Consider the following 20,665-nt stretch of genomic DNA (forward strand, 5'->3'; position numbering starts at 1 on the left):
TTCTTCATGAGTGGCTCCTAAATCATAATCTGACGTGTGGTAGATGAGTTCTGGATTTGCCTTAGTTTGGGGTGTACAACCTATAAAAACAGATAAGAAATATTCCTACTGGAAACTTAAATTTTACAGGGAAGTTTACCCTCTCATTGGTGTATCCGTAAAAAGATATTGATTTCCTGGTTTAATCTGAGGATATGTACTATACACATTGTCAATTCCAAAAGCATTATATCATTTTAATTTATAGATAATTTATTTGACTCTATTACTCCTTTAAAAAAAGTATAATTTTTAAACTTCTGTACTTGTTTCTTTGTTAAATATTGATAAACTGATTCATCAATACATATCTTTAAAAACATATCGTATTTGATACCTTTTTCTAATGGATAATAGTCATAGGAGTAAATTTCCTCTGACTCGTTTAACTCTGTATAGTCGAACTTCTTTTTAAAAGTAATTTTTTGATGTGGTTTTAAAATTATTAGATGATTATACACATAATGGTTTACGTTTATCCAGCTATTATCTTTATCATTAATTTTATTTTTTTCTTTCCACTCCTTTATTATCTTTTCTTTTCTTTTTTTATACTTTTCGTCATTTTTTCTGTAAGGATTATTATCTGATATAAGCTCACCTTTATTCTGAATAAAGGCTTCTATATAGTTAGATTTGCTATCTGAAATCATGGGAATAAGTCCTAAATCAGGATAATTTCTCATCATAAAAAAATCATTACACTTATTTTCCTGATGATAAGTTTTGAATCCTACAGTGTCTATTGGTAATATATATGTATCAAAGGTATTGTTGATAATAGAAATAGTGAGAAAATTTTTATTCCTCTCGATACTATTTATTGTGAGTTTAATTTGAGATTTTGTAAATATTACACTCAAAATAAAAAATGCAAATAACCACTTTTTCATAATTTTAGGGATTGATTACGGAACTATTTAATGTATTTAAATTTTTATAAACTTTATCTACACCTCCTTGATGAATCGAAAATGTAAGCCTTTAGGTATGAATTTGCATTTATATTTATATTGTCACCATTATTATACATCCACATATAGGATCTATATTCTTTATAAAAACCATAACCGTGACTTCCCATTGTAGTTCTTCCCAAAATATTCATGATTATAGAGTAATTATATATTGAATCAAAAACATGTATCATTTCATGTCCTAATGTATAAGCATAGTTAAGCTTGGTCTTTAATAATGTTGTGTTTACTTGTATTTTGTTTGATTCCCCAACTTGCTTAGCAGGAACAATTGAGCCAAGTTTATCATTGATAGAAAACTCAGATTTAGTTCTAGTCAAGAGATTTTTTAATGTTGGTAACTTTTCTGTAAGACTTTCCCAATCACAAAACGTTGCTTTTGAATCAGGATCTAATCCTGTACCCTCAAACTCATCTTTTAATTGTTTTCTTAGAGGATCTTCATTACTCCCATTCTATGCATCACATGATTAAATCCAGCAACAAACCCACCAATTACAGCTCCCTGCCTGAAGTTACCTCCAGCTAGCTCAGATCCTACCCCTCCTAAAACAGCTCCCGAAGCAATAGTTCCAACCGCACTATTTGCAAATTTTCCTGCTGCAGAACTAAAAGCAGAAGCCCCTAAACTTCCTAAAAGTCCGGAAGTAAAAGCACTTCCAAAGTTTTCACCCTGCATCAAAGATAGCGTTCCCTGTGCCAGGGCATGTACTGTTCCTTGTACAAAAATGGTACCTATTTCTCCTAATTGTTTCGCAATCTGGGTAGTAGTACCAGCCGATGTGACAAATACACTGCCTATCCCGTAAGTTACTGCAGCAGATGCTGCAGCAAATAATGTCGTTTTAAAGAATTTCCCCAAGTCCCAATTCTGGCCGGTAATTGCTGTCATCACGGTATAGCTAAACCCTGCTATTATAGTAGCAATCACCATTGCCGATATAAGTTCAGGCATCCCCAAAAACTCTCCACTAGGATCATTAAACATCAATGGATTATTTAATACATACCCATATTTATTATAATTCTGGGTATTATACGGATCCTGAATATTTTCGTCAGCATTTAAAAACCTCCTTAACAACGGATCATACAATCTGCCGTTCATGTGGATAATACCAACCTCTTTTGCTCATCAGTAATTGGGCTTTAGCTATTTAAATGTCTTTACTTATTGATAAATAATGTGTCTTTTAAAATGGAACTTTTATCATAAATTGAGTAATTGATTTTTTCTTTTTTCAGTAGAGAATCTAAAATTTTAAAATTTTTAGGAAAATCTAGACCTAATGATATTCTACTACTTTTATTATTAAGCGTATTTTTATTATAATAATTGGCATTAAATACTATAATTATTTTCCTATGCGTATTGTAAGGCAAAAATAAGAGTGAACTAGTATATGTTAATTCATTAAAGCTGATAAAGTCAGAAAGTTTGTTGCATTTGTCATCTTTATAAAAAGTGTTAACATAATATAAATTTAACAATTTTAAATGTTTATCATCCAAATTGTTGGAAAACTCAGAAGCGATAATTTTACCACCTATTTTTCCAGGTGCATCATATTGTATATTTTCCTGCATAATATGAACTATGTAATACCCTAGGTAATTGGGTATTACGTAGTTTTTGTTTGAATTGTTTTTAAAGGAAAGAGTTACGATTAGATTATTATCATCTAACATTTCCTTTTTTTCAATTTTTATCATTATATCATTCTTATCTTTAAATTTTTCATTCGAACTGCAGTTCAATAATAAAGGGAGAAATAAGATTAGTTTACTTAATCTTAACTGGTAAATGCTTGATTTTATCATATACATGTTTAAATTGTGAGCTTTTCAAAATATAATTATCAAAAATATATTCAAGTGAACTGTCAAAGACACCAGGAAGTTTAGTTAAGCCATTTAATTTTAGAAAATCTCTTTCAATTCCCCATATGGCTCCATGCTCTATTGTTAACTTCCCTAATTCTCCTTGAGCCCCCGGATAAAGTAACTCAGGTTCATATCCATTTTTTGTTTTAACTTGTAAAAAACTATTCAAGCTAGAATCAAGATTTATAGTAGAATGCCCCAATTCATGAGTCATTAGAAATCCAAGCTTAATTTTAGAACCAAAAGCAGCCTTCGAGAACGACAGACTAGAAGTATTACGATCCCAAAAATTCCTTCTTGTATAGGCTAATACTTCTTGACCCTTATTATTAATATAATAATCACCTCTTTTGGTATAACCACCAGATACATGATCTACATAAAACTGTTTTGCTCCCGTATCCATTTTATCCCATCCAGTTTCTTTATACATTTTTCGTAAAGTATTTACCGAAGGTTCTAAAGGAGTTCCTGAATCTGCTATTCCATGAGAATCATATTCGCCTTTTGTTAATTCTTGAATTCTTGGACGTGAATAAAAATCAAGAATGTCACTCACAGCGGCCACTGCACCTCCAATTACGGCACCCTTTACTAATCCTTTCAGGAAATTGTCTCCATTAATTAATGAAACAGCCCCGCCACTTCCGGCTCCTGTTAAAGCCCCGTTTCCAACAGCTGCCCAAAACTCTCCTGCAGTGAATATCTGCCCCAGTCCTCCCGATACAGCTCCTGTGACGGCTCCCATCAAAAGAGATTTTCCAAAACCATTCCAGGACCAGTTATTGTTTATTGTTGCCTGAACAGCATAAATACCAACACTTATAGCAGTTCCTACAACTGCAGCCCAAATAATAGGAGCAATATAGGTCAGGAAAAATCCTGCCACAAAAGCAAATTCTCCACTCGGATCATTGAACATCAATGGATTATTTAATACATATCCATATTTGTTGTAATTCTGGGTATTCGTAGGATCCTGAATGTTTTCATCTGCGTTAAGGAATCTTCTTAACAATGGATCATACAATCTGCCATTCATGTGGATAATTCCAACTTCTGCAAAATGCTCATGGCTGGTATATCCTCTTTCCAATAATAGAGAAGTACTGTTAATGATATTTTTATCTGTAATAACAGCACCATTTCCAACCTGCAGATGAGTGAAATTTCCCCATGCATCAAAATGTCTCTGCTCAAGCTTGTTTCCGGTTTCATCACTGATCGCAAGAATACTTCCCAAATAATCCTTATGCAAAAATTTATAGGAGCCACTGTCTTCTGTAAAGTTCTTTAAATATACAATATTACTTTCATAAGGAGTTCCGCCTATGTAAAGAATATGTTTTTCCTTTCCGGTGATATTATCCTTAAGCACTTCAAAGCTTCCGTCTTCGCTATAGAATTTGGTAAATTTTCCTTCCTGATCAGGATCGAAGTTTCCTCCGTAGCTTACTTTTTGTCTCATGCTGGTAAGACCATATTGAAATGCGACATCTCCTTTTTCTCCATCAATGAATACAGGATCATTATTTTCATTATAAGCAATGCTCTGGATCATATCATTGTTATAATTTTGAGTACCTGCAGCATTTAATGTCATTCCCGTAGGTTGATAGATTTTGGTGGAATTTTCAAATTTTATGGTTCCCACCTGATCATTTTGGGTAATTCTTCCTTTAATATCATAGACGTTTCGGTTGGCTGCTGGTTTAATGCCTGTTACAGGATTGGTCCAGTTGACCAAACGATTATTGTCATCATAATCGAATGATTCCACAATATTGAAATCTCCTCCGGTGGTTCTGCTCTTTAATTCGTTTTTAATGGCATCGAAAGAATATGAGAGTTGAAGAATAGAGGGTTTTACTATGGATGAATGGTTCATATTCGTTAAGAAGCCGTTTCCATCGTAGGTATTATTAATCGCAGCAGCTCCTAATTTACCTTTTAAAATCTGGCCTTTGGCATTGGTTTCCTGAATTTCCCACAGTACTTTTCCTGAATTTTTGTCTTTGATCTGATACAATTCTCCGTTCCAGGCACTGTAGATATTTTCTATCTGTACTTTGGTAAGTATGCCTGAAGAATATAACTGCTTTTCATAAGAAATTATTCTTGCTTTATCATCATAGGTAACACCTTTCTGAATAAAGTATTTACCGTTGCTGCTTTCAGAAGAAGATAGAATTCTTCCCTGTGGATCATAAATAACACTAGAACTGTATGATTTCCCTTTGGATGATCCGGATTTTGAAACTACCCTGCCTTTATTATCATAGGTATATGAAATGGTTTTATTGGTAGCTTGTCCACCATCTGTTGTTGAAATTTCTGTATGAGAAATCAACTGACCTAAATTATTATAAGTATATTCTTTGGTTCCTTTAGGGCTGGTAGTCTTTTTAGGCTGTCCAAATCCGTCATATTCATACTTGTATAATCCATTGGACGGATCATTGAACTCTGATTTTCTGCCCCAGTTATCATATTGGGTTGTCACAATATTTTCAGCATATTTTGCTTTGATTTGTTGCCCAGAAGCATTATAAAAAAACTGGATCGTTCCTCCTTTATCGGTTGTGGAAATCACATTCCCTAAAGCATCAGTGGTTTTGGAATTGGTTCTGTTATAACCATTTAATTCTTTTACTGTTGAGGTGCTTCCTGAGACCGAAGTTTCCAATTGTTTACCAGTAAATGAAGTTGCAGTTACTTTAGAAGGAAATACAGAATCATCATAGACCATAACATTCCACTGATTAGCTGATTGTCCTTCAAAGTAAGGCTCAGATTCTTTAAGCTTTCTACCCAAAATGTCATATTGTGTTTCCTGCGATACAAATTGTCCCTGTCCGAAGGCTTTGGTAGATACTTTGTAATTCTGACCTAATTTATTTGTATATTTTTTCGAAATATCACCATCAGCAGAATATTCAGTAATGATAGTATTCGTGTTATTATCTTTTTCATAGGTATAAGTGGTTGTTCCCGTTAAGTTGTTTTTGGAAGTGAGCAGCTTACCCCATTTGTCATAAGTATTAATTAGTGTGTTTCCTGAAGGATCTGTTCGCTTTTCAATCTGTCCCCAATCATTATAAATAAAATGAGTTTCCAGACCTAAATTATTGGTCTCCTTTTCTATAAATCTTCCTTTAGGTTCGTACGTGATACCGCTGGTTTGTTCCTGAGAATCTATACTATTACGGATTACTTTTTGGGTGATATTTCCAAAGCCATCATACAGATACGTTTCCAAGAGATAGCCGGAATTATCTTTGTTCCAGGTTTTTAATGTTTTTAAAAGATTGTTTTCGTAAATATATTCTTCTTTGGAAGATTTGCTATCTCCATAGGCCTGTACTTTATCAGTTTTAGTTTTTGGGCGGCCAATATAATAATCAGAACCTGATCCCGACGGATTGTGAATATATTCAAAGTTAGAAGTTTTTATCCCATAGCCATTATTAAAGTTAGATATACTCTGTGCCGGTAGATAGTAGTCCCCATAAATAATACTGCCTTCAACAAGCACTCCTGTCAGAAAGTCTTTATTTTTTGTGCTTGTAGGGATAATGGCTTTTACGATTTTTGGTCTGTCAGCTGCAGAAATATTACTTACTATCTGATCATTTAATCGTTCGTCAGTTTGGTATTTAGTGGAGCTGAAGCTCAACAGTTGAGTATTGTTTTCAGAAATATCTGTCGGAAATACAAGATTTTCATTATTGGTTCTGATGGACCATTCTTTTACAGGAACACCATTATTTAATGGATCTATTTCTGCTCCCGACCATGTTTTTGTATTTTCAAACCCATCAGCATACCATGAAGATCGTGCTGTTTGGCGGAAGCCTATCATACCTCTTCCTGTGAAATTACTGACAAAACCTCTATATCTGAAGTCTTGTTTTCTGCCCGAATTTTTTAATTGGGAAACAGCAAATGATTGATATACTTTATTGAGCTCAATATAAGGATACTGCTCTTTTTTTACAGATTTATAAAAATTAGGATCGATGGTAGGATCTAATTCTTTGTATTCCACGTTGGTTTTTATTCCTCCCTGAGTAATGGCATTAATACGTGCCTCCTTAGATATGTCATAAAAATCAATTTTTTTCAATCTGTCACCAGCGATATTGTAACCAATTTGTGGAGCAATAAGCACAATCTGATGAACTGATTGATTGATTTTAAAGTTTCCGAGAAGTTCCTGGAAATCATATCCGGTCCTTTGACTGAAAAGGCTGGAAGCTGGTGCATTTATAAATCCCCCATTACTCGTATCTTGTATTGGCCCCTCATTAAATGAATAACTGATGTCATTATTGAACTTTTTCCCACCGGATGATATTTTAATTCCGATCTTATTGGAATAATTGATTTTAAAATAAGGAGTACCGGTAATATAAGTAAATCTAAGTCTTTCCTTTCTGTAATTAAAAGTGACAAAATCGCTTTTACCATCTCTGTCTAAATCATAAGCCTGATGGCTGGTTCTTTCAAAAGTTGCGGTTCCGTTGTCATTAGCAACAAACTCCGGTTCCTGACGAAATAAAGCAAAACTAGGTTTTATTTCTTCTACGAATGATTTTCCCGTTGATTGGTATAGATACCAATCTATTGTCAGTGCTGAAGAAGGCACTAATAAATCACTTTTACCATCCCCGTTAAAATCACCAACAACAGCATGCTTAGATACGCCTTTGATTATATTGTTATCAAGATAAAAAGCTTTTTCAATGACAGAGAATATATTATCAGTGCCTTTTTTAAATTGCATGATAAAAGGACGATTTCCACTGTCAAATCTTAGAAAATCTGTTTTCCCATCTCCATCAAAATCCCCGATTTTATAAACGCTTAAAACGTCAATATCATATGGGTAAAAAGAAACATTAGAATAAGACTGAGTAGGAGGAACCTGAGTGTCCATATTTATGATAATATATCTTTTCCGTGTGCTAAAAGTTTCCTCAAACTGTGGGATGCTTATAGGATCATTAGGATTTTGAAGAATTTGGATTTTCGTATGTTCATCATCATTAAGGCCGATTAAAAGCTCAGAAATACCATCTGCGTCCAAATCCATCTCAGTAAGTTTTAATGGAGTGGTTTTCACACTATATCCACCTTCCAAAGGATTAATTTCAGGAGTAGTGAAATCATAGTCGGCATTTGGAAGAATCTTGGTATATTGGTGTACTAATTGATTAGATTCATTTATGGAATAGACAAATAAATGAATGTCTTTTTTATTGTCAGTAGTATTGTTTACTAACTTATATAAAGCAAAACCTTGTTTGTTTTCGACAATTCCTGATGGATTTTTGAACGAAATAGCGATAGCTTTTTTAAATTCTTCTTTTGTAATATTTAATGGCCCAATATAAGTAAGTACTCCCTGTATTTCATCTAAGGCTTTGGATACAAGATAAAGGCCAGCTGGTTTATACGTAGGGTTAACACAGTTATTAAAGCCAGATGTTAAACTTTCACATACTTTAAATTGTTGATCATGAAATTCTAAAGCATCTATTTTTCCATCTCCATCAAAATCACCTAATAACCCTGTTTCCAGAGAATAACTTTTTGATCCTGCCCAATCTACAGCTCTTGTAGATGTTTCATACTCAAATGTTATTGGGTTTGCAGCTTCCCCATTGGAGTTATATTCAGTTATTTTATTGGCAAACTGGTATTGAGTATTGTTAGGATCCTTAATATAGTTTACTATATATTTTTTAAATGGATTTCCATTTGAATTTACATTGATCTCGGAAAGAATCTTGTCTTGTGTAAACTCTAGGCCTTGTACGTAAGACTGCTCCTTTAATTCTCGGCCGATATAAGTGAATTCAATTGAGTTAAAATGAGGTTTGCTTGATATTTCATTGCCTCCCCATTCTATCAATGATATTCTCCGTATAAAATCTGAAGATCTGAAACCGCCAAGACTCGCATTAGATTCGTATTTATAAGTGATATAATTGCCTTGAGGATCCTTCCATTTTACAATGTTGTATTCTAAAGGCGTTGTTGTTTGGGATTTTGTTGTACCAGCTACATATGCACCGTACCAGGCTTGTGAGCCATCCTCAAATGTAACTTCAAAATGTGCAGGTCCTGCAAATTGCCCATTAACAGGATAATCTCCAACTGATTTAATCTTTACATTAGAATACTTCTCAGTCACATATTCGGCCCCATCTTTCCCATATTCTCCGGATTTTAAAATAAGCCGCTGGCCATTAAAGCTATAATAATCTGAATAATCAAGCTGAATTCCTTTGATTTCGCCATCTTTTTCAATATTTTTTCCGGTCCTTGAAATAGCAGTTATCCCCGAAAGATTCCAGCCATAGCCGGCAATTCCATTTCCTGAACCACTACTATAAACAAGATTAATTTGCGGAGCCACACTTTTCACTCCCGGCGGAAGCGCAATAGGTAAAGTAAACTGTAGCTGTCCGGCTCCATTCACTTCAATATTTCCCTTAGTATCATGAAATTTCTTTTCCGACGGAGCTATTGTTCCACTAGGATTAGTAGCACCTGCATTAGAATCAACAGGACCTCCACCGGAATTTTCACTGGAAGGTCCTATCTTAGCCACAAAAGGATTGGATACTGCGGAAGAAGCGTGAAACCCCTGTGTGAGCACTACAGCTTGTGGATCCTGCACGGTTCTGGATGTACTTTCTGTCTGGTAAAGTATGGTTTGTGAAAAGCCTATTACTGAGCAGAAAGACAGTAAAAATGATAATATAATTTTCATATCTGTGTAGTATTGAGTGATTGAAAGATGAATAGAAAGGGAGACTTTCTTTTTTAATCTTTCAATGCATAGATCTTTAAATTCTCTGATTTCTATCTTTTCGTCACGTTTCTGCCAAAAACTCTGCCGTCTTTTAAAGTAAAACGCAGAATATAAACACCCCAGTCATAGCCGGTCATATTGATTTTAAGCTGACGGTTCAGCCCCGGAATATTCTGCTGCTGTAATTTCCAGTGCACCGTACTGTGCTGATACAGCGAAACAGATTCTATAAGGTTATCAGCTTCTTCAGTCCAGTCGATGGTCAGAACATCATTAACGGGCACCGGGTAAAGCCTGATCTGCTTCCAGAATGTTTTTTCATCCATAGCATGAGGCTGTTGCAGTGATGCTATGGTTGTCGTTTCTTTTTTTGCTGCTTCAGTGGGAGCCGTTTTTCCGGCAGCATTGGGACCTCTGTATCTTTGATTTCCGGCCTCATCATATTTAAAATAGACTTCAGTTTGAGAAAAACCGAAAAAGCCGATCAGTAAGGAAAAGATCGAAAGTAATTTTTTTTTCATTGGGTGTTTTTTAGTTTTTTTCAGAAAGAAGCTTTTCTACCTGCTTTTCAAGTTTTTCAAGCTTTTCTGATTGTGTTTTTAGTTTTTTGTTCTGCTCAATGGAATACAGCGTAAGTTCTTCTATTTTTTCCATAAGCTTCACATTCATTTCAGCGACATTAATGCCGTTTTTAAGAACTTCTGCTTCAGATGGAATATTCGGAAGGTGTCCTTTTTCGTTAATATGCTTTTCCACTTCTTCCAGAGTATTCAGCTTATAATCCTTTCTGAATACATAATCTGCCCATACATTGGCTTTAACTTCTACTTCTTTGGCAAAAATTTTTCCATCAAATTTTGCGGTAGCATTATTAAAGAACTTAACCCAGGTTCCATTGGCTGCATCTTGTATTCCAATGTAATACCTCCCATCATTGTAATTGCTTGGGATGGCCATAATGATATTGTGGGTTTTGCCTATGTTTCTGAATACTGTATCTCCGTTTTGTCCTCCAAAGCATCCGTCACAGTTAGATTTTATAATCTGGAATGAGCTGAGTGAGCTGGCAAGTTCAAAAACAGGATTTTCTGCTTTATAGATTCTGAAAAATGCTTCACCTGTCCCTCCCGGGTCACCCGTTCCTACTTTTACTTTTCCATCAGGAAGGATTCGCATGGCTTCAGTATTATTGGTTTTAAACATTAAAGTTTGATTGTCAGTGGTTCCCAGAAAATTATTTGAAGGATTTGTTCCCAAATTTCCCGTTAAATTCCAGGATTGTGCAAAAGTAAATGTTGAAGTAAGCAGGGCTAAAACCAGTAGTTTTTGTTTCATCATAATGTTCGAAAAATATATTTAAACGTTTTTTTGCAAAAGTATCTTTTTTAGTTCACATGGAGAAGACTTATTGGATAATTGTGAACATGAATCTTCTCATATTGAACGTTTTAAATTTGGTTAACTATTAGTGCGAAAATATTTAAGTGAAGCGTCAAAACCTGTCGTATTTTATTCTTTTGTAAAATGATTATACTTTTATTTTGTTCTATTTGTTGTTAAAAATATCAGATGTTGCTTAGAAACAATATTGTATTCAGGAAAGAGAGGATTTTGGGTTATTATTTTTAAAGGTAGTGACATTGTTATGGGAGCTGGGGCATTGACCATTATAGCTCAAACAAGATGAGCAGAATTATTATCTCCTTACAAAAATTGAATGTCCCAAATATTAATAACTTCTAAAATCCCTCCATTTTAGAAAAAAACAATACCTTTGTCCATATGAACCTGTTAAGATGGATATTAGCATTCTATTTCATGGCATTATCACTGATGCCGTGTGAAGATGTGCACCGTTCTTCAGGATCGGCAGAGATCAAGCTGTCATTCAATGTACAGGAATCTCATTCAAAAGATCAGGGTGATATCTGTTCACCGCTTTGTACCTGCAGTTGCTGCCAGATGACGGTATCCTCCTTTAGAATGGATCCGTTACTGGAAATCCCGAACCATGTTCAGGCTTATTTTTCAAAGAAAATTCTTTTTCAGAAAAACAATTTCGCGTACCAGATGTATGACCATATCTGGCAGCCTCCTAAAATTTAATTTTTATTGATTCATAGAAAGTTCGGCTTTCTATCCATTGAACTTTGCAATTCCATTGCAGAGGTCTTCGTGATATTTTTGCAGCGGCTTTATGGCCGGATGCATGGATTACCAATAAAAATTAAATACAGATCGTGTTAGATAAAATCATAAAATTCAGTATCAAAAACAAGGTGGTCGTCGGTATTATGACCCTGCTTTTGATCATCTGGGGAGTATGGAGCGCTACCAGGCTTCCCATAGATGCTGTACCGGATATTACCAACAATCAGGTGCAGATCATTACCGCCTGTCCTACACTGGCAGGGCAGGAAGTGGAGCAGCTTGTTACTTTCCCTATAGAGCAGAGCATCGCTAACGTTCCGGACATCCAGGAAACCAGAAGTATTTCAAGGTTCGGACTTTCCGTAATCACCGTGGTGTTCAAAGAAAATGTAGATGTTTATTTTGCCAGACAGCTTATTAACGAACAGTTAAAGCTCGCCGCAGAAGAAATTCCAAAGGGAGTGGGAACACCAGAGCTGGCCCCTGTAAGTACAGGCTTGGGGGAAGTGTATCAGTATATTCTCCATCCCAAAAAAGGCAGCGAAAAGAAATATTCTGCCAAAGAGCTCCGTACCATGCAGGACTGGATCGTCCGCAGACAACTGAACGGAACACCGGGAGTAGCTGAGATCAACAGCTTCGGAGGAGAATTAAAACAGTATGAGGTAGGCGTAAATCCGGACCGCCTCAAAGCAATGGGGGTAAGCATTTCGGATATTTTTACAGCCCTCGAAAAAAATAACCAGAATACCGGAGGAGCCTATATTGATAAAAAGCCGAATGCCTATTTTATCCGTGGAATAGGTTTCGTTACCTCACTGGAGGATATCAAAAATATTTCCGTGAAAAATGAGACCGGAAGCGTTCCCATATTTATAAAAGATGTCGCAGATGTGCGTTTTGGAAGTGCTGTACGTTACGGAGCATTGACTTATAACGGGAAAGTGGATGCGGTAGGCGGAGTCGTAATGATGCTGAAAGGAGCCAACAGTAATGATGTGGTGAACAGTATCAAAGCTAAAATTCCGACCATTCAGAAATCCCTTCCCGAAGATGTGGTGATAGAACCGTTCCTGGACAGGACTGATCTCGTAGGAAGAGCTATCAATACCGTAGAAAAAAACCTCATCGAAGGAGCGCTGATCGTTATTTTCGTACTGGTGGTATTTCTCGGAAACCTGAGAGCCGGGCTTATCGTAGCATCAGCCATTCCGCTTTCTCTTCTTTTTGCTTTGGGAATGATGAATGTTTTTGGCGTGAGTGCCAATCTGATGAGTCTCGGAGCTATAGATTTCGGATTGATCGTAGATGGTGCTGTCATCATTGTGGAAGCCACTTTACATCACCTGGGGTTAAGAAAATCGTTAAAAACACTTACCCAGAGCGAAATGGATGAGGAAGTTTTCCTCTCTGCATCAAAGATAAGAAGCAGTGCCGCATTTGGGGAAATCATTATCCTTATTGTTTATATTCCGATTCTGACATTAGCCGGCGTAGAGGGAAAAATGTTTACCCCAATGGCTAAAACAGTAGGATTTGCCATACTGGGAGCCCTGATTCTTTCACTGACCTATATTCCGATGATGAGTGCCTTGTTTTTATCTAAAAAGATCTCGCACAAAGAAACATTTTCAGATAAAATGATGAATTTCCTGCAGAAAATCTACCAGCCTTTATTACAGAAGGCAGTCAAAGTAAAATACGTCATTGTTTCTGCGACCATTCTTGTTTTTGTTATCAGTGCTTTCCTGTTTAAAAATATGGGGGGCGAATTTATTCCGCAGCTGCAGGAAGGGGATTATGCATTCCACTGTATCCTGCCGCAGGGAAGCTCACTCAGCCAGAGTATAGAAACTTCCATGCAGGCTTCCAGAATTATCAAAAATTTTGATGAGGTGAAAATGGTGGTCGGGAAAACCGGTTCCGCTGAGGTTCCTACCGATCCCATGCCGCCTGAAGCTACCGATCTCATCGTAGTTTTAAAACCGCAAAGCGAATGGAAATCAAAAAGATCGTATACCGAACTGGCCGATGAGATCAGCGAAAAACTGGAAACGATTCCCGGTGTATTTTTTGAAAAAAACCAGCCGATTCAGATGCGCTTCAATGAGCTGATGACCGGGATCAGGCAGGATGTGGCCGTTAAAATTTTCGGTGAGAATCTTGATTCGTTGTCCATTTATGCAGATAAAGTTGGAAAAATCATCCAGACAGTTGACGGAGCCACGGCTCCCCAGATTGAAAGGGTAAGCGGCCTTCCCCAGATCAATGTGGAATATGACCGAACCAGGATGGCCAACTACGGACTGAATATAGAAGATGTAAATAATGCCGTAAGTACCGCCTTTGCAGGAAAAGCAACCGGACAGGTATTTGAAAATGAAAGACGTTTCGATCTGGTCGTGCGTCTCGACAGCCTTCACAGAACGAATATCGATGATGTTAATAATTTAATGATCGCTACCACTGCGGGAGCACAGATTCCGCTTTCCCAGGTTGCGAATGTCAGCTATAAATTAGGACCTGCCCAGATCAGCCGGGAAGAAGGAAAAAGAAGGATTGTGATTGGTTTTAATGTAAAAGGCCGTGATGTGCAGAGCGTGGTACAGGATATTCAGGTCAAACTGGATAAGCAGGTCAAGCTGCCTTCAGGATATTATTTCACTTATGGCGGGCAGTTTGAAAACCTTCAGGAAGCCAGCAAACGCCTGATGATCGCGGTTCCGGTTTCCCTGTTCCTGATCTTTATGCTCTTATATTTCACATTCCACTCATTCAAACAGGCGGCTTTAATCTTTACAGCCATTCCGATGAGTGCGATCGGAGGGGTATTTGCCCTGCTGTTAAGAGACATGCCTTTCAGTATCAGTGCCGGAATCGGGTTTATTGCGCTTTTTGGAGTGGCGGTGCTCAATGGGATTGTTCTGATAGGAACCTTTAACCAACTGGAAAAAGACGGCGAAACAGATGTCCTGAAAAGAGTGTATGAAGGCACAAAAACCAGATTAAGACCCGTTTTAATGACCGCAACAGTTGCTTCACTGGGATTTCTGCCGATGGCCATTTCCACAGGAGCCGGAGCTGAGGTTCAGAAGCCTTTGGCAACCGTGGTGATTGGTGGATTGGTCACCGCTACATTCCTTACTTTGTTTGTACTTCCGATGCTCTACATTATTTTTAATACAAAGATTCCACGGAAAATGAATGGGATTAAGCCTATCACAACTATTATTGTTTTTGGATTTCTGATGTTCGGACAGAATTTTAAAGCACAGACCAGGCAGATTTCCATAGATCAGGCAGTAGAAATAGCAACGGAAAATAATTTGACTCTGCAATCAAAAGATTTAACTATAAAATCAGCGGAGGCGCTCAGAGGAACAGCCAAAGAACTTCCCAAACTGAATTTTGAAGCCCAGCTTGGACAGTACAACAGTCCGAAATTTGACCAGTCATTTGCCCTTTCACAAAGCATTCCTTTCCCGACACTTTTTAAAGCAAGGAGAGAACTGATCAATGAAAATATCAAAAGCAGGCAGATTGATAAAGAAGTGTCTGCCAATGAGCTTACCAGACAGGTCCGGACTTATTATTACCAGATAGAATACCTTCAGTACAATAAATCCAAGCTGAAAGAGCTCGACAGCCTGTACCAGGATTTTATCAGAATTGCAACGGTAAGATTTAAAGCCGGAGATATCAAGAAGATTGAAATTAATACCGCAGAGACCCAGAAAGGAGAAATTAATCTGCTGCTGAAACAGAATGAAGTCTATTTAACTAATGCCTATAAAAATTTAAAGACCCTTCTGAATACATCCGAAGATGTTGAAGTTCCGTTTAAAAGCGGTTATGAACCCTTACGGACAGAAAATATTCTCGACAGCACCTCAGTTGCCAATAATCCTACGGTGAAAGCTTACTATCAAGAAATGGAAATTGCAGAGAAGAATAAGAATGTGGAAAAATCACAGGGACTTCCGGAATTCAGCCTTGGGCTTACCAGCCAGTCTCTGATTGGTTTTCATACCAAAAACGGCCAGGAAAAATTCTATAATGCAGGCGATAGATTCAACTCTTTCTCGGTAGGCGTAGCCATTCCTCTCACATTTGGTGCTACAAAAGCAAGAATAAAAGCTTTGGAATATGAAAAGCAGGCGGCTGAAACCAACGCAAAAATGCAGGAGAAACAGCTTTCAGCACAATTGGAAAACGCTTTCGGGCAATATCAGCAGGATATTCAGCAGTATGAATATTATGTAAGCCAGGCCATTCCCAATGCTGAAAAAATTGTAAAAGCAGCACAGCTGGGATATAAAACAGGGGAGATCTCCTATGTGGAATATCTTTTTGCCCTGCAGACGGCCACCAATATTCAGCTTAAATATTTAGAATCTATCCAGCAGGTGAACCAATCTGTAGTTACTATTAATTCAATCATCAATCAATAACATGAAAATAAAGCACAATATCATATCTCTTACAGTCATAGCCCTTTTTATGCTCAGTTGTGGAAAAAAGGAAGCTACGGCAGAAAAAGAGGAAGTTAAAACGGAAAAGGCAGAAGCAGGTCATGAAGAAGAGCCGCAAACCATTGCTTCACTCACGGAGGAACAGATAAAGTCAGTTGGGATCTCCCTGGGGCCTGTGGAAATGAAAGAACTCACTTCCACCATCAAAGCAAATGGAATTCTCCGGGTCCCGAACAACAATAAAGCCACCATCACTTCCCTCTATGGCGGAGTGATTAAAACCATTACCGTTCAGGTAGGAAGCATCGTGAAAAAAGGACAGGTGATTGCCACCATCGCCAATCCTGAATTTATACAGCTGCAGGAAGACTATCTGACCACCAACAGCAGAATCACCTATGCAGAGCAGGAGTACAGAAGACAAAAGGAACTGTTCGACAATGATGCGGGAGCAAAGAAAAACCTTCAGAGCTCAGATGCGGAGCTCAGAACATTAAGGACTCGGAGAGCTTCGTTGCTGAAACAGCTTCAGATGATGGGAATCAGCCCCGGTAAAGTAAATAATTCCAATATGAGATCCGGTTTGGTGATCACGGCGCCTATTAGTGGAACGGTCAGCAGTATTTCTGCGCAGATCGGGAGCTATGTAGACGTTTCGTCGCCAGTGGCGGAAATTATTGACAACAATTCGATTCATCTTGATCTGCAGGTTTTTGAAAAAGACCTTCCTAAAATGAAAGTAGGGCAGATTGTTCACTTTAAACTGACCAATAACCCCGAAACTGAATATGATGCCATGGTCTACAGCGTAGGATCCTCTTTTGAAAACGAAAGCAAAACCGTTTCCGTCCATGGCACCGTAACCGGAAATAAGGCAGGTCTTATTGATGGTATGAATATTACAGGAATTGTAAGCCTGGATAAAAATACCACGCCCGCCGTTCCGAATGAAGCCATTGTAGAAGCAGACGGGAAGTATTATGTCTTTATAAAAACCGATAAAAAGCCGGAAGAACATGAGGAGGAAGAGCCTGCTGTTGAAAAAAATGAAGAGGAACCAAAACATGAAGAGAAGACCATCAATTTTGAAAAGATAGAAGTGATAAAAGGTACTTCAGATATGGGTTACACGGCAATTACCCCGGTAAAAGGGATTCCTGCCGATGCCAGAATAGTGGTAAAAGGGGCTTTCTTCGTGAATGCCAAGCTTTCCAATTCCGGAGGACATGAACATTAATCACCACGTAAAATTAAAAGTGATGGCATTAAAAGAAGAACTTGAAGAACAGGGAAACTGGCTGTTTAAATACAGAAGTATCCTGCCGATAGGAATTTTATTCGTAGGATTGGTCGTATTTATCCAGTCGAATCTACAGAAGACCATGACAGACTGTACGGTTTATTTTGAATTTTTCTGTCTGCTGGTAAGTCTTGCAGGCTTGGGAATCAGGATATACACTGTAGGGCATACACCAAAAAATACTTCAGGCAGAAATACCGCGGAGGGACAGGTGGCAGATACATTGAATACCACCGGAATATACAGTATAGTAAGACATCCGCTTTATCTGGGAAATTTCTTTATGTGGCTGGGACCTGCACTGCTTACGGAAAGCTTATGGTTTATAATATCCTTTATCCTGTTCTACTGGATTTATTATGAAAGGATTATGTATGCCGAAGAACAGTTTCTGGAAAGGAAATTCGGAAGCATTTATAAGGAGTGGGCCGCGAAAGTGCCGGCTTTTATTCCTAAATTAGGGATGTTTACCAGAAGCAGTCTGTCATTCAGTATAAAGAAGGTAATCAAGAAAGAAAAGAATGGACTGTTTGCGGTTTTTTTGATTTTTATGGTTTTTGATCTGGTAGGAGAATGGACTAAGCACCATAGCCACTACAATATCTTTTTTGTTATCGGATGTCTACTGACAATGGTGATTTACATCGTCCTGAAAATCATTAAAACAAGAACCACCTATCTGGAAAATAACAGATAAACTTAAAAAATGAGTTATGCTGCTAAATAAGAAAATATCCATCTGGTATTTCATCCGTGAAATAAAATCCCAGATCATCTTTATGGCCATATTTGCCATATCCATCGGGCTGCTGGACCTTCTTCCATGGTTTAAGAAAATATCCCTTCCCCTGAACATTCCGGCTCTTTTAGGAACTGCAGTTTCCTTATTGCTTGCTTTCAGAACTTCCCAATCCTACGAAAGATGGTGGGAGGCCAGAACAGTTTGGGGAGCAATAGTCAATGATTCCAGAACGCTGATGAGGTTGGTGATCCAGTTTTTCCCTGCAGGAGACCCGATGATAAAAGATTTTGCACAAAGACAGATCATCTGGACCTATGCCCTCGGTGAATCCTTGAGGAAACAACCGTTCTCAGATAAAGTCCAGCAATATCTGGATGAGCATCAGATAAGAGGAACAAACATTCCGAATGCACTTCTGGATGCGCACTCCGTACAGTTAAGAGAAGTTGCTTCTTCAAAAGGGCTGACGGATTTCCAGCAAATGCAGCTCAATGATATCATCACGCGGCTCTGCGATAGTATGGGAAAATGTGAAAGACTGAAGAACACGGTTTTTCCACGGTCGTACAGCATTCTCCTGCATAGCCTGATCTATGTTTTTGCAGCGATCCTTCCGTTTGGATTGGATGATGGACAGCTGGCCGTTGAAATCATCATCACATTCCTGATCCCGGTGATGTTTCTTGCTATAGAGAAAACATCCATCATTATGCAGGACCCCTTTGAAAACGGACCGGTGGATACTCCTGTCACTTCATTGGCCCAAACCATCGAGATCAATATAAGACAGATGACAGGTGAGCAGAATGTCCCTGCCAAAAAGGAAAATCCTTTATACTACGAAATGTAACAGATTCAAAATTTAAAATGATGAACGATACAAAAATACAAACCACTTCACCGGCCAGCAGGCATAAAAAAAATCTGCTTCTGGTCCTGTGTTTAAGCGGAACCTATATGATCGCCGAAGTTATTGGCGGGATCGTTACCCAGAGCCTTGCCCTTCTGGCTGATGCGGCACATATGCTGACTGATGTTGTGGGCCTGTTTTTAGCATTTATTGCCATAAAAATAGGAGAGCGGAAAGCAGATCCGGGAAAAACATTTGGCTATTACCGGACCGAAATACTCGCTGCAGTCATCAATGCGGTAATATTGCTTGGGATTTCCATTTATGTTTTGTATGAAGCTTATCAGCGGTTTCAGGACCCGCCGGCTATTCAGAGTAAAACGATGCTGATTGTAGCAGGAATCGGCCTTGTGGTGAATATTATAGGAATGATGATCCTCCGGAAAGATTCAGAAGGCAGCCTCAATATGAAAGGAGCCTATTTTGAAGTCCTTTCCGATATGCTGACCTCCATTGGCGTGATGATTGCCGGTGTAATTATGCTGACCACAGGCTGGTATTATGCTGACCCGATTATTTCTGCAGCAATAGGACTGCTGATCTTCCCGAGAACATGGCGTTTACTGAAAGAAGCTGTAAATGTATTGCTGGAAGGAACCCCGAAAGATGTGGATATCCATAAGCTGCGTAAAACCCTGGAAGAAATTCCCGGTGTGAAAAATGTTCATGATCTCCACGTGTGGTCATTAACTTCAAGTGTGAATGCCATGAGTGCGCATATCGTTAAAGATAATGGAATCGCTCAAAATCAGTTACTGAAAACATTAACAGAGGTGACTACTTCCAATTTTAAGATCAGCCATACCACTTTTCAGATCGAAGAAGAGGGCTATGACGAACAGGAAGTACATCTTTAAAAAATCAACCTTATCCTATGAAAAAAGATATAGAAAATAAACTCATCGATAAAAATACCAAACCTACCAGTATGAGGATTCTGGTATATGACTTTCTAAGCACGCAGGAAGCAGCATTGTCCCTTTCCGAAGTGGAAAATCATTTCGAAAATGCAGACCGGACGACCATTTACCGTACTTTGAAGACTTTTGAAGAAAAAGGCATCGTACACAGCATTCAGGAAAATACCACCACAAAATACAAATTATGTGATGATGGCTGTGATGAAAAGACCCATAAAGACTGGCATCTGCATTTTTACTGTAAAATTTGCAGGCAGACCACCTGCAGGGAAGATATTTCCTTTCCAGAGAATATCCAGACGAGTTTCAGGATTGATGAAATAAGGCTTTTTGCCAAAGGAATCTGTGAAAACTGCCTTGAAAGTTTGCAATAGCATTGCATTCACTTTAACCCTAATTTTACATAAAAATAGTACTTATGGAAGAATGTTGTAGCACAAAACCAAA

14 protein-coding genes are annotated in these 20,665 nt (G+C 37.8%); 7 read left to right on the forward strand and 7 right to left on the reverse strand.

The genetic code is table 11. The features are described 5' to 3' along the window. Nucleotides 1-236: 236 nt before the first annotated feature. The 7 genes from B7E04_RS05430 to B7E04_RS05455 all read right to left on the reverse strand — a co-directional run bounded on the left by B7E04_RS05430 (nucleotide 237) and on the right by B7E04_RS05455 (nucleotide 11,061). Entirely contained in the window at nucleotides 237-932 is a 696-nt protein-coding gene (locus B7E04_RS05430) for a hypothetical protein (RefSeq protein WP_080777727.1), read from the reverse strand. 53 nt (nucleotides 933-985) lie between these two features. Further along, entirely contained in the window at nucleotides 986-1,336 is a 351-nt protein-coding gene (locus B7E04_RS21910) for a hypothetical protein (RefSeq protein WP_139785342.1), read from the reverse strand. Nucleotides 1,337-1,446: 110 nt separating this feature from the next. Then, nucleotides 1,447-2,124 carry an RHS repeat-associated core domain-containing protein gene (locus tag B7E04_RS05435; protein ID WP_080777728.1) on the reverse strand — a complete coding sequence of 226 codons (678 nt, stop codon included), beginning with the start codon at nucleotides 2,122-2,124 and terminating at the stop codon, nucleotides 1,447-1,449. 59 nt (nucleotides 2,125-2,183) lie between these two features. Next, a complete protein-coding gene (locus B7E04_RS05440) occupies nucleotides 2,184-2,729 on the reverse strand; it encodes a hypothetical protein (protein ID WP_139785343.1) in 546 nt (181 codons plus the stop codon). A gap of 70 nt (nucleotides 2,730-2,799) precedes the next feature. Then, nucleotides 2,800-9,681: an RHS repeat-associated core domain-containing protein gene (locus B7E04_RS05445; RefSeq protein WP_080777730.1), complete on the reverse strand. Its 6,882-nt coding sequence runs from the start codon at nucleotides 9,679-9,681 to the stop codon at nucleotides 2,800-2,802. Between the two features lie 92 nt (nucleotides 9,682-9,773). Continuing rightward, nucleotides 9,774-10,244 carry a hypothetical protein gene (locus B7E04_RS05450; RefSeq protein ID WP_080777731.1) on the reverse strand — a complete coding sequence of 157 codons (471 nt, stop codon included), beginning with the start codon at nucleotides 10,242-10,244 and terminating at the stop codon, nucleotides 9,774-9,776. A gap of 10 nt (nucleotides 10,245-10,254) precedes the next feature. Next, a complete protein-coding gene (locus tag B7E04_RS05455) occupies nucleotides 10,255-11,061 on the reverse strand; it encodes a cell wall anchor protein (protein ID WP_228439824.1) in 807 nt (268 codons plus the stop codon). 444 nt (nucleotides 11,062-11,505) lie between these two features. Here B7E04_RS05455 and B7E04_RS05460 point away from each other — a divergent pair, with 444 nt between their 5' ends. The 7 genes from B7E04_RS05460 to B7E04_RS05490 all read left to right on the forward strand — a co-directional run bounded on the left by B7E04_RS05460 (nucleotide 11,506) and on the right by B7E04_RS05490 (nucleotide 20,592). Continuing rightward, a complete protein-coding gene (locus B7E04_RS05460) occupies nucleotides 11,506-11,829 on the forward strand; it encodes a DUF6660 family protein (protein WP_080777732.1) in 324 nt (107 codons plus the stop codon). Between the two features lie 134 nt (nucleotides 11,830-11,963). Further along, entirely contained in the window at nucleotides 11,964-16,325 is a 4,362-nt protein-coding gene (locus B7E04_RS05465) for a CusA/CzcA family heavy metal efflux RND transporter (RefSeq protein WP_080777733.1), read from the forward strand. A gap of 1 nt (nucleotide 16,326) precedes the next feature. Then, nucleotides 16,327-17,583, forward strand: a complete 1,257-nt coding sequence (locus tag B7E04_RS05470) for an efflux RND transporter periplasmic adaptor subunit (protein WP_080777734.1) — start codon at nucleotides 16,327-16,329, stop codon at nucleotides 17,581-17,583. Beyond that, entirely contained in the window at nucleotides 17,573-18,343 is a 771-nt protein-coding gene (locus tag B7E04_RS05475; RefSeq protein ID WP_228439826.1) for a methyltransferase family protein, read from the forward strand. Before B7E04_RS05470 ends, B7E04_RS05475 begins: the two co-directional genes overlap by 11 nt. Before the next feature lie 16 nt (nucleotides 18,344-18,359). Beyond that, on the forward strand, nucleotides 18,360-19,238 hold the full coding sequence (locus B7E04_RS05480) for a bestrophin family protein (protein WP_080777735.1): 879 nt from the start codon (nucleotides 18,360-18,362) through the stop codon (nucleotides 19,236-19,238). A 20-nt stretch (nucleotides 19,239-19,258) separates the two neighbouring features. Then, nucleotides 19,259-20,155 carry a cation diffusion facilitator family transporter gene (locus tag B7E04_RS05485; protein WP_080777977.1) on the forward strand — a complete coding sequence of 299 codons (897 nt, stop codon included), beginning with the start codon at nucleotides 19,259-19,261 and terminating at the stop codon, nucleotides 20,153-20,155. A 17-nt stretch (nucleotides 20,156-20,172) separates the two neighbouring features. Next, nucleotides 20,173-20,592, forward strand: coding sequence for a Fur family transcriptional regulator (locus tag B7E04_RS05490; protein WP_080777736.1), 420 nt, complete (start codon nucleotides 20,173-20,175; stop codon nucleotides 20,590-20,592). Nucleotides 20,593-20,665 lie beyond the last annotated feature (73 nt).

The sequence above is a fragment of the Chryseobacterium phocaeense genome (assembly GCF_900169075.1).
Classification (GTDB): Bacteria; Bacteroidota; Bacteroidia; order Flavobacteriales; family Weeksellaceae; genus Chryseobacterium; species Chryseobacterium phocaeense.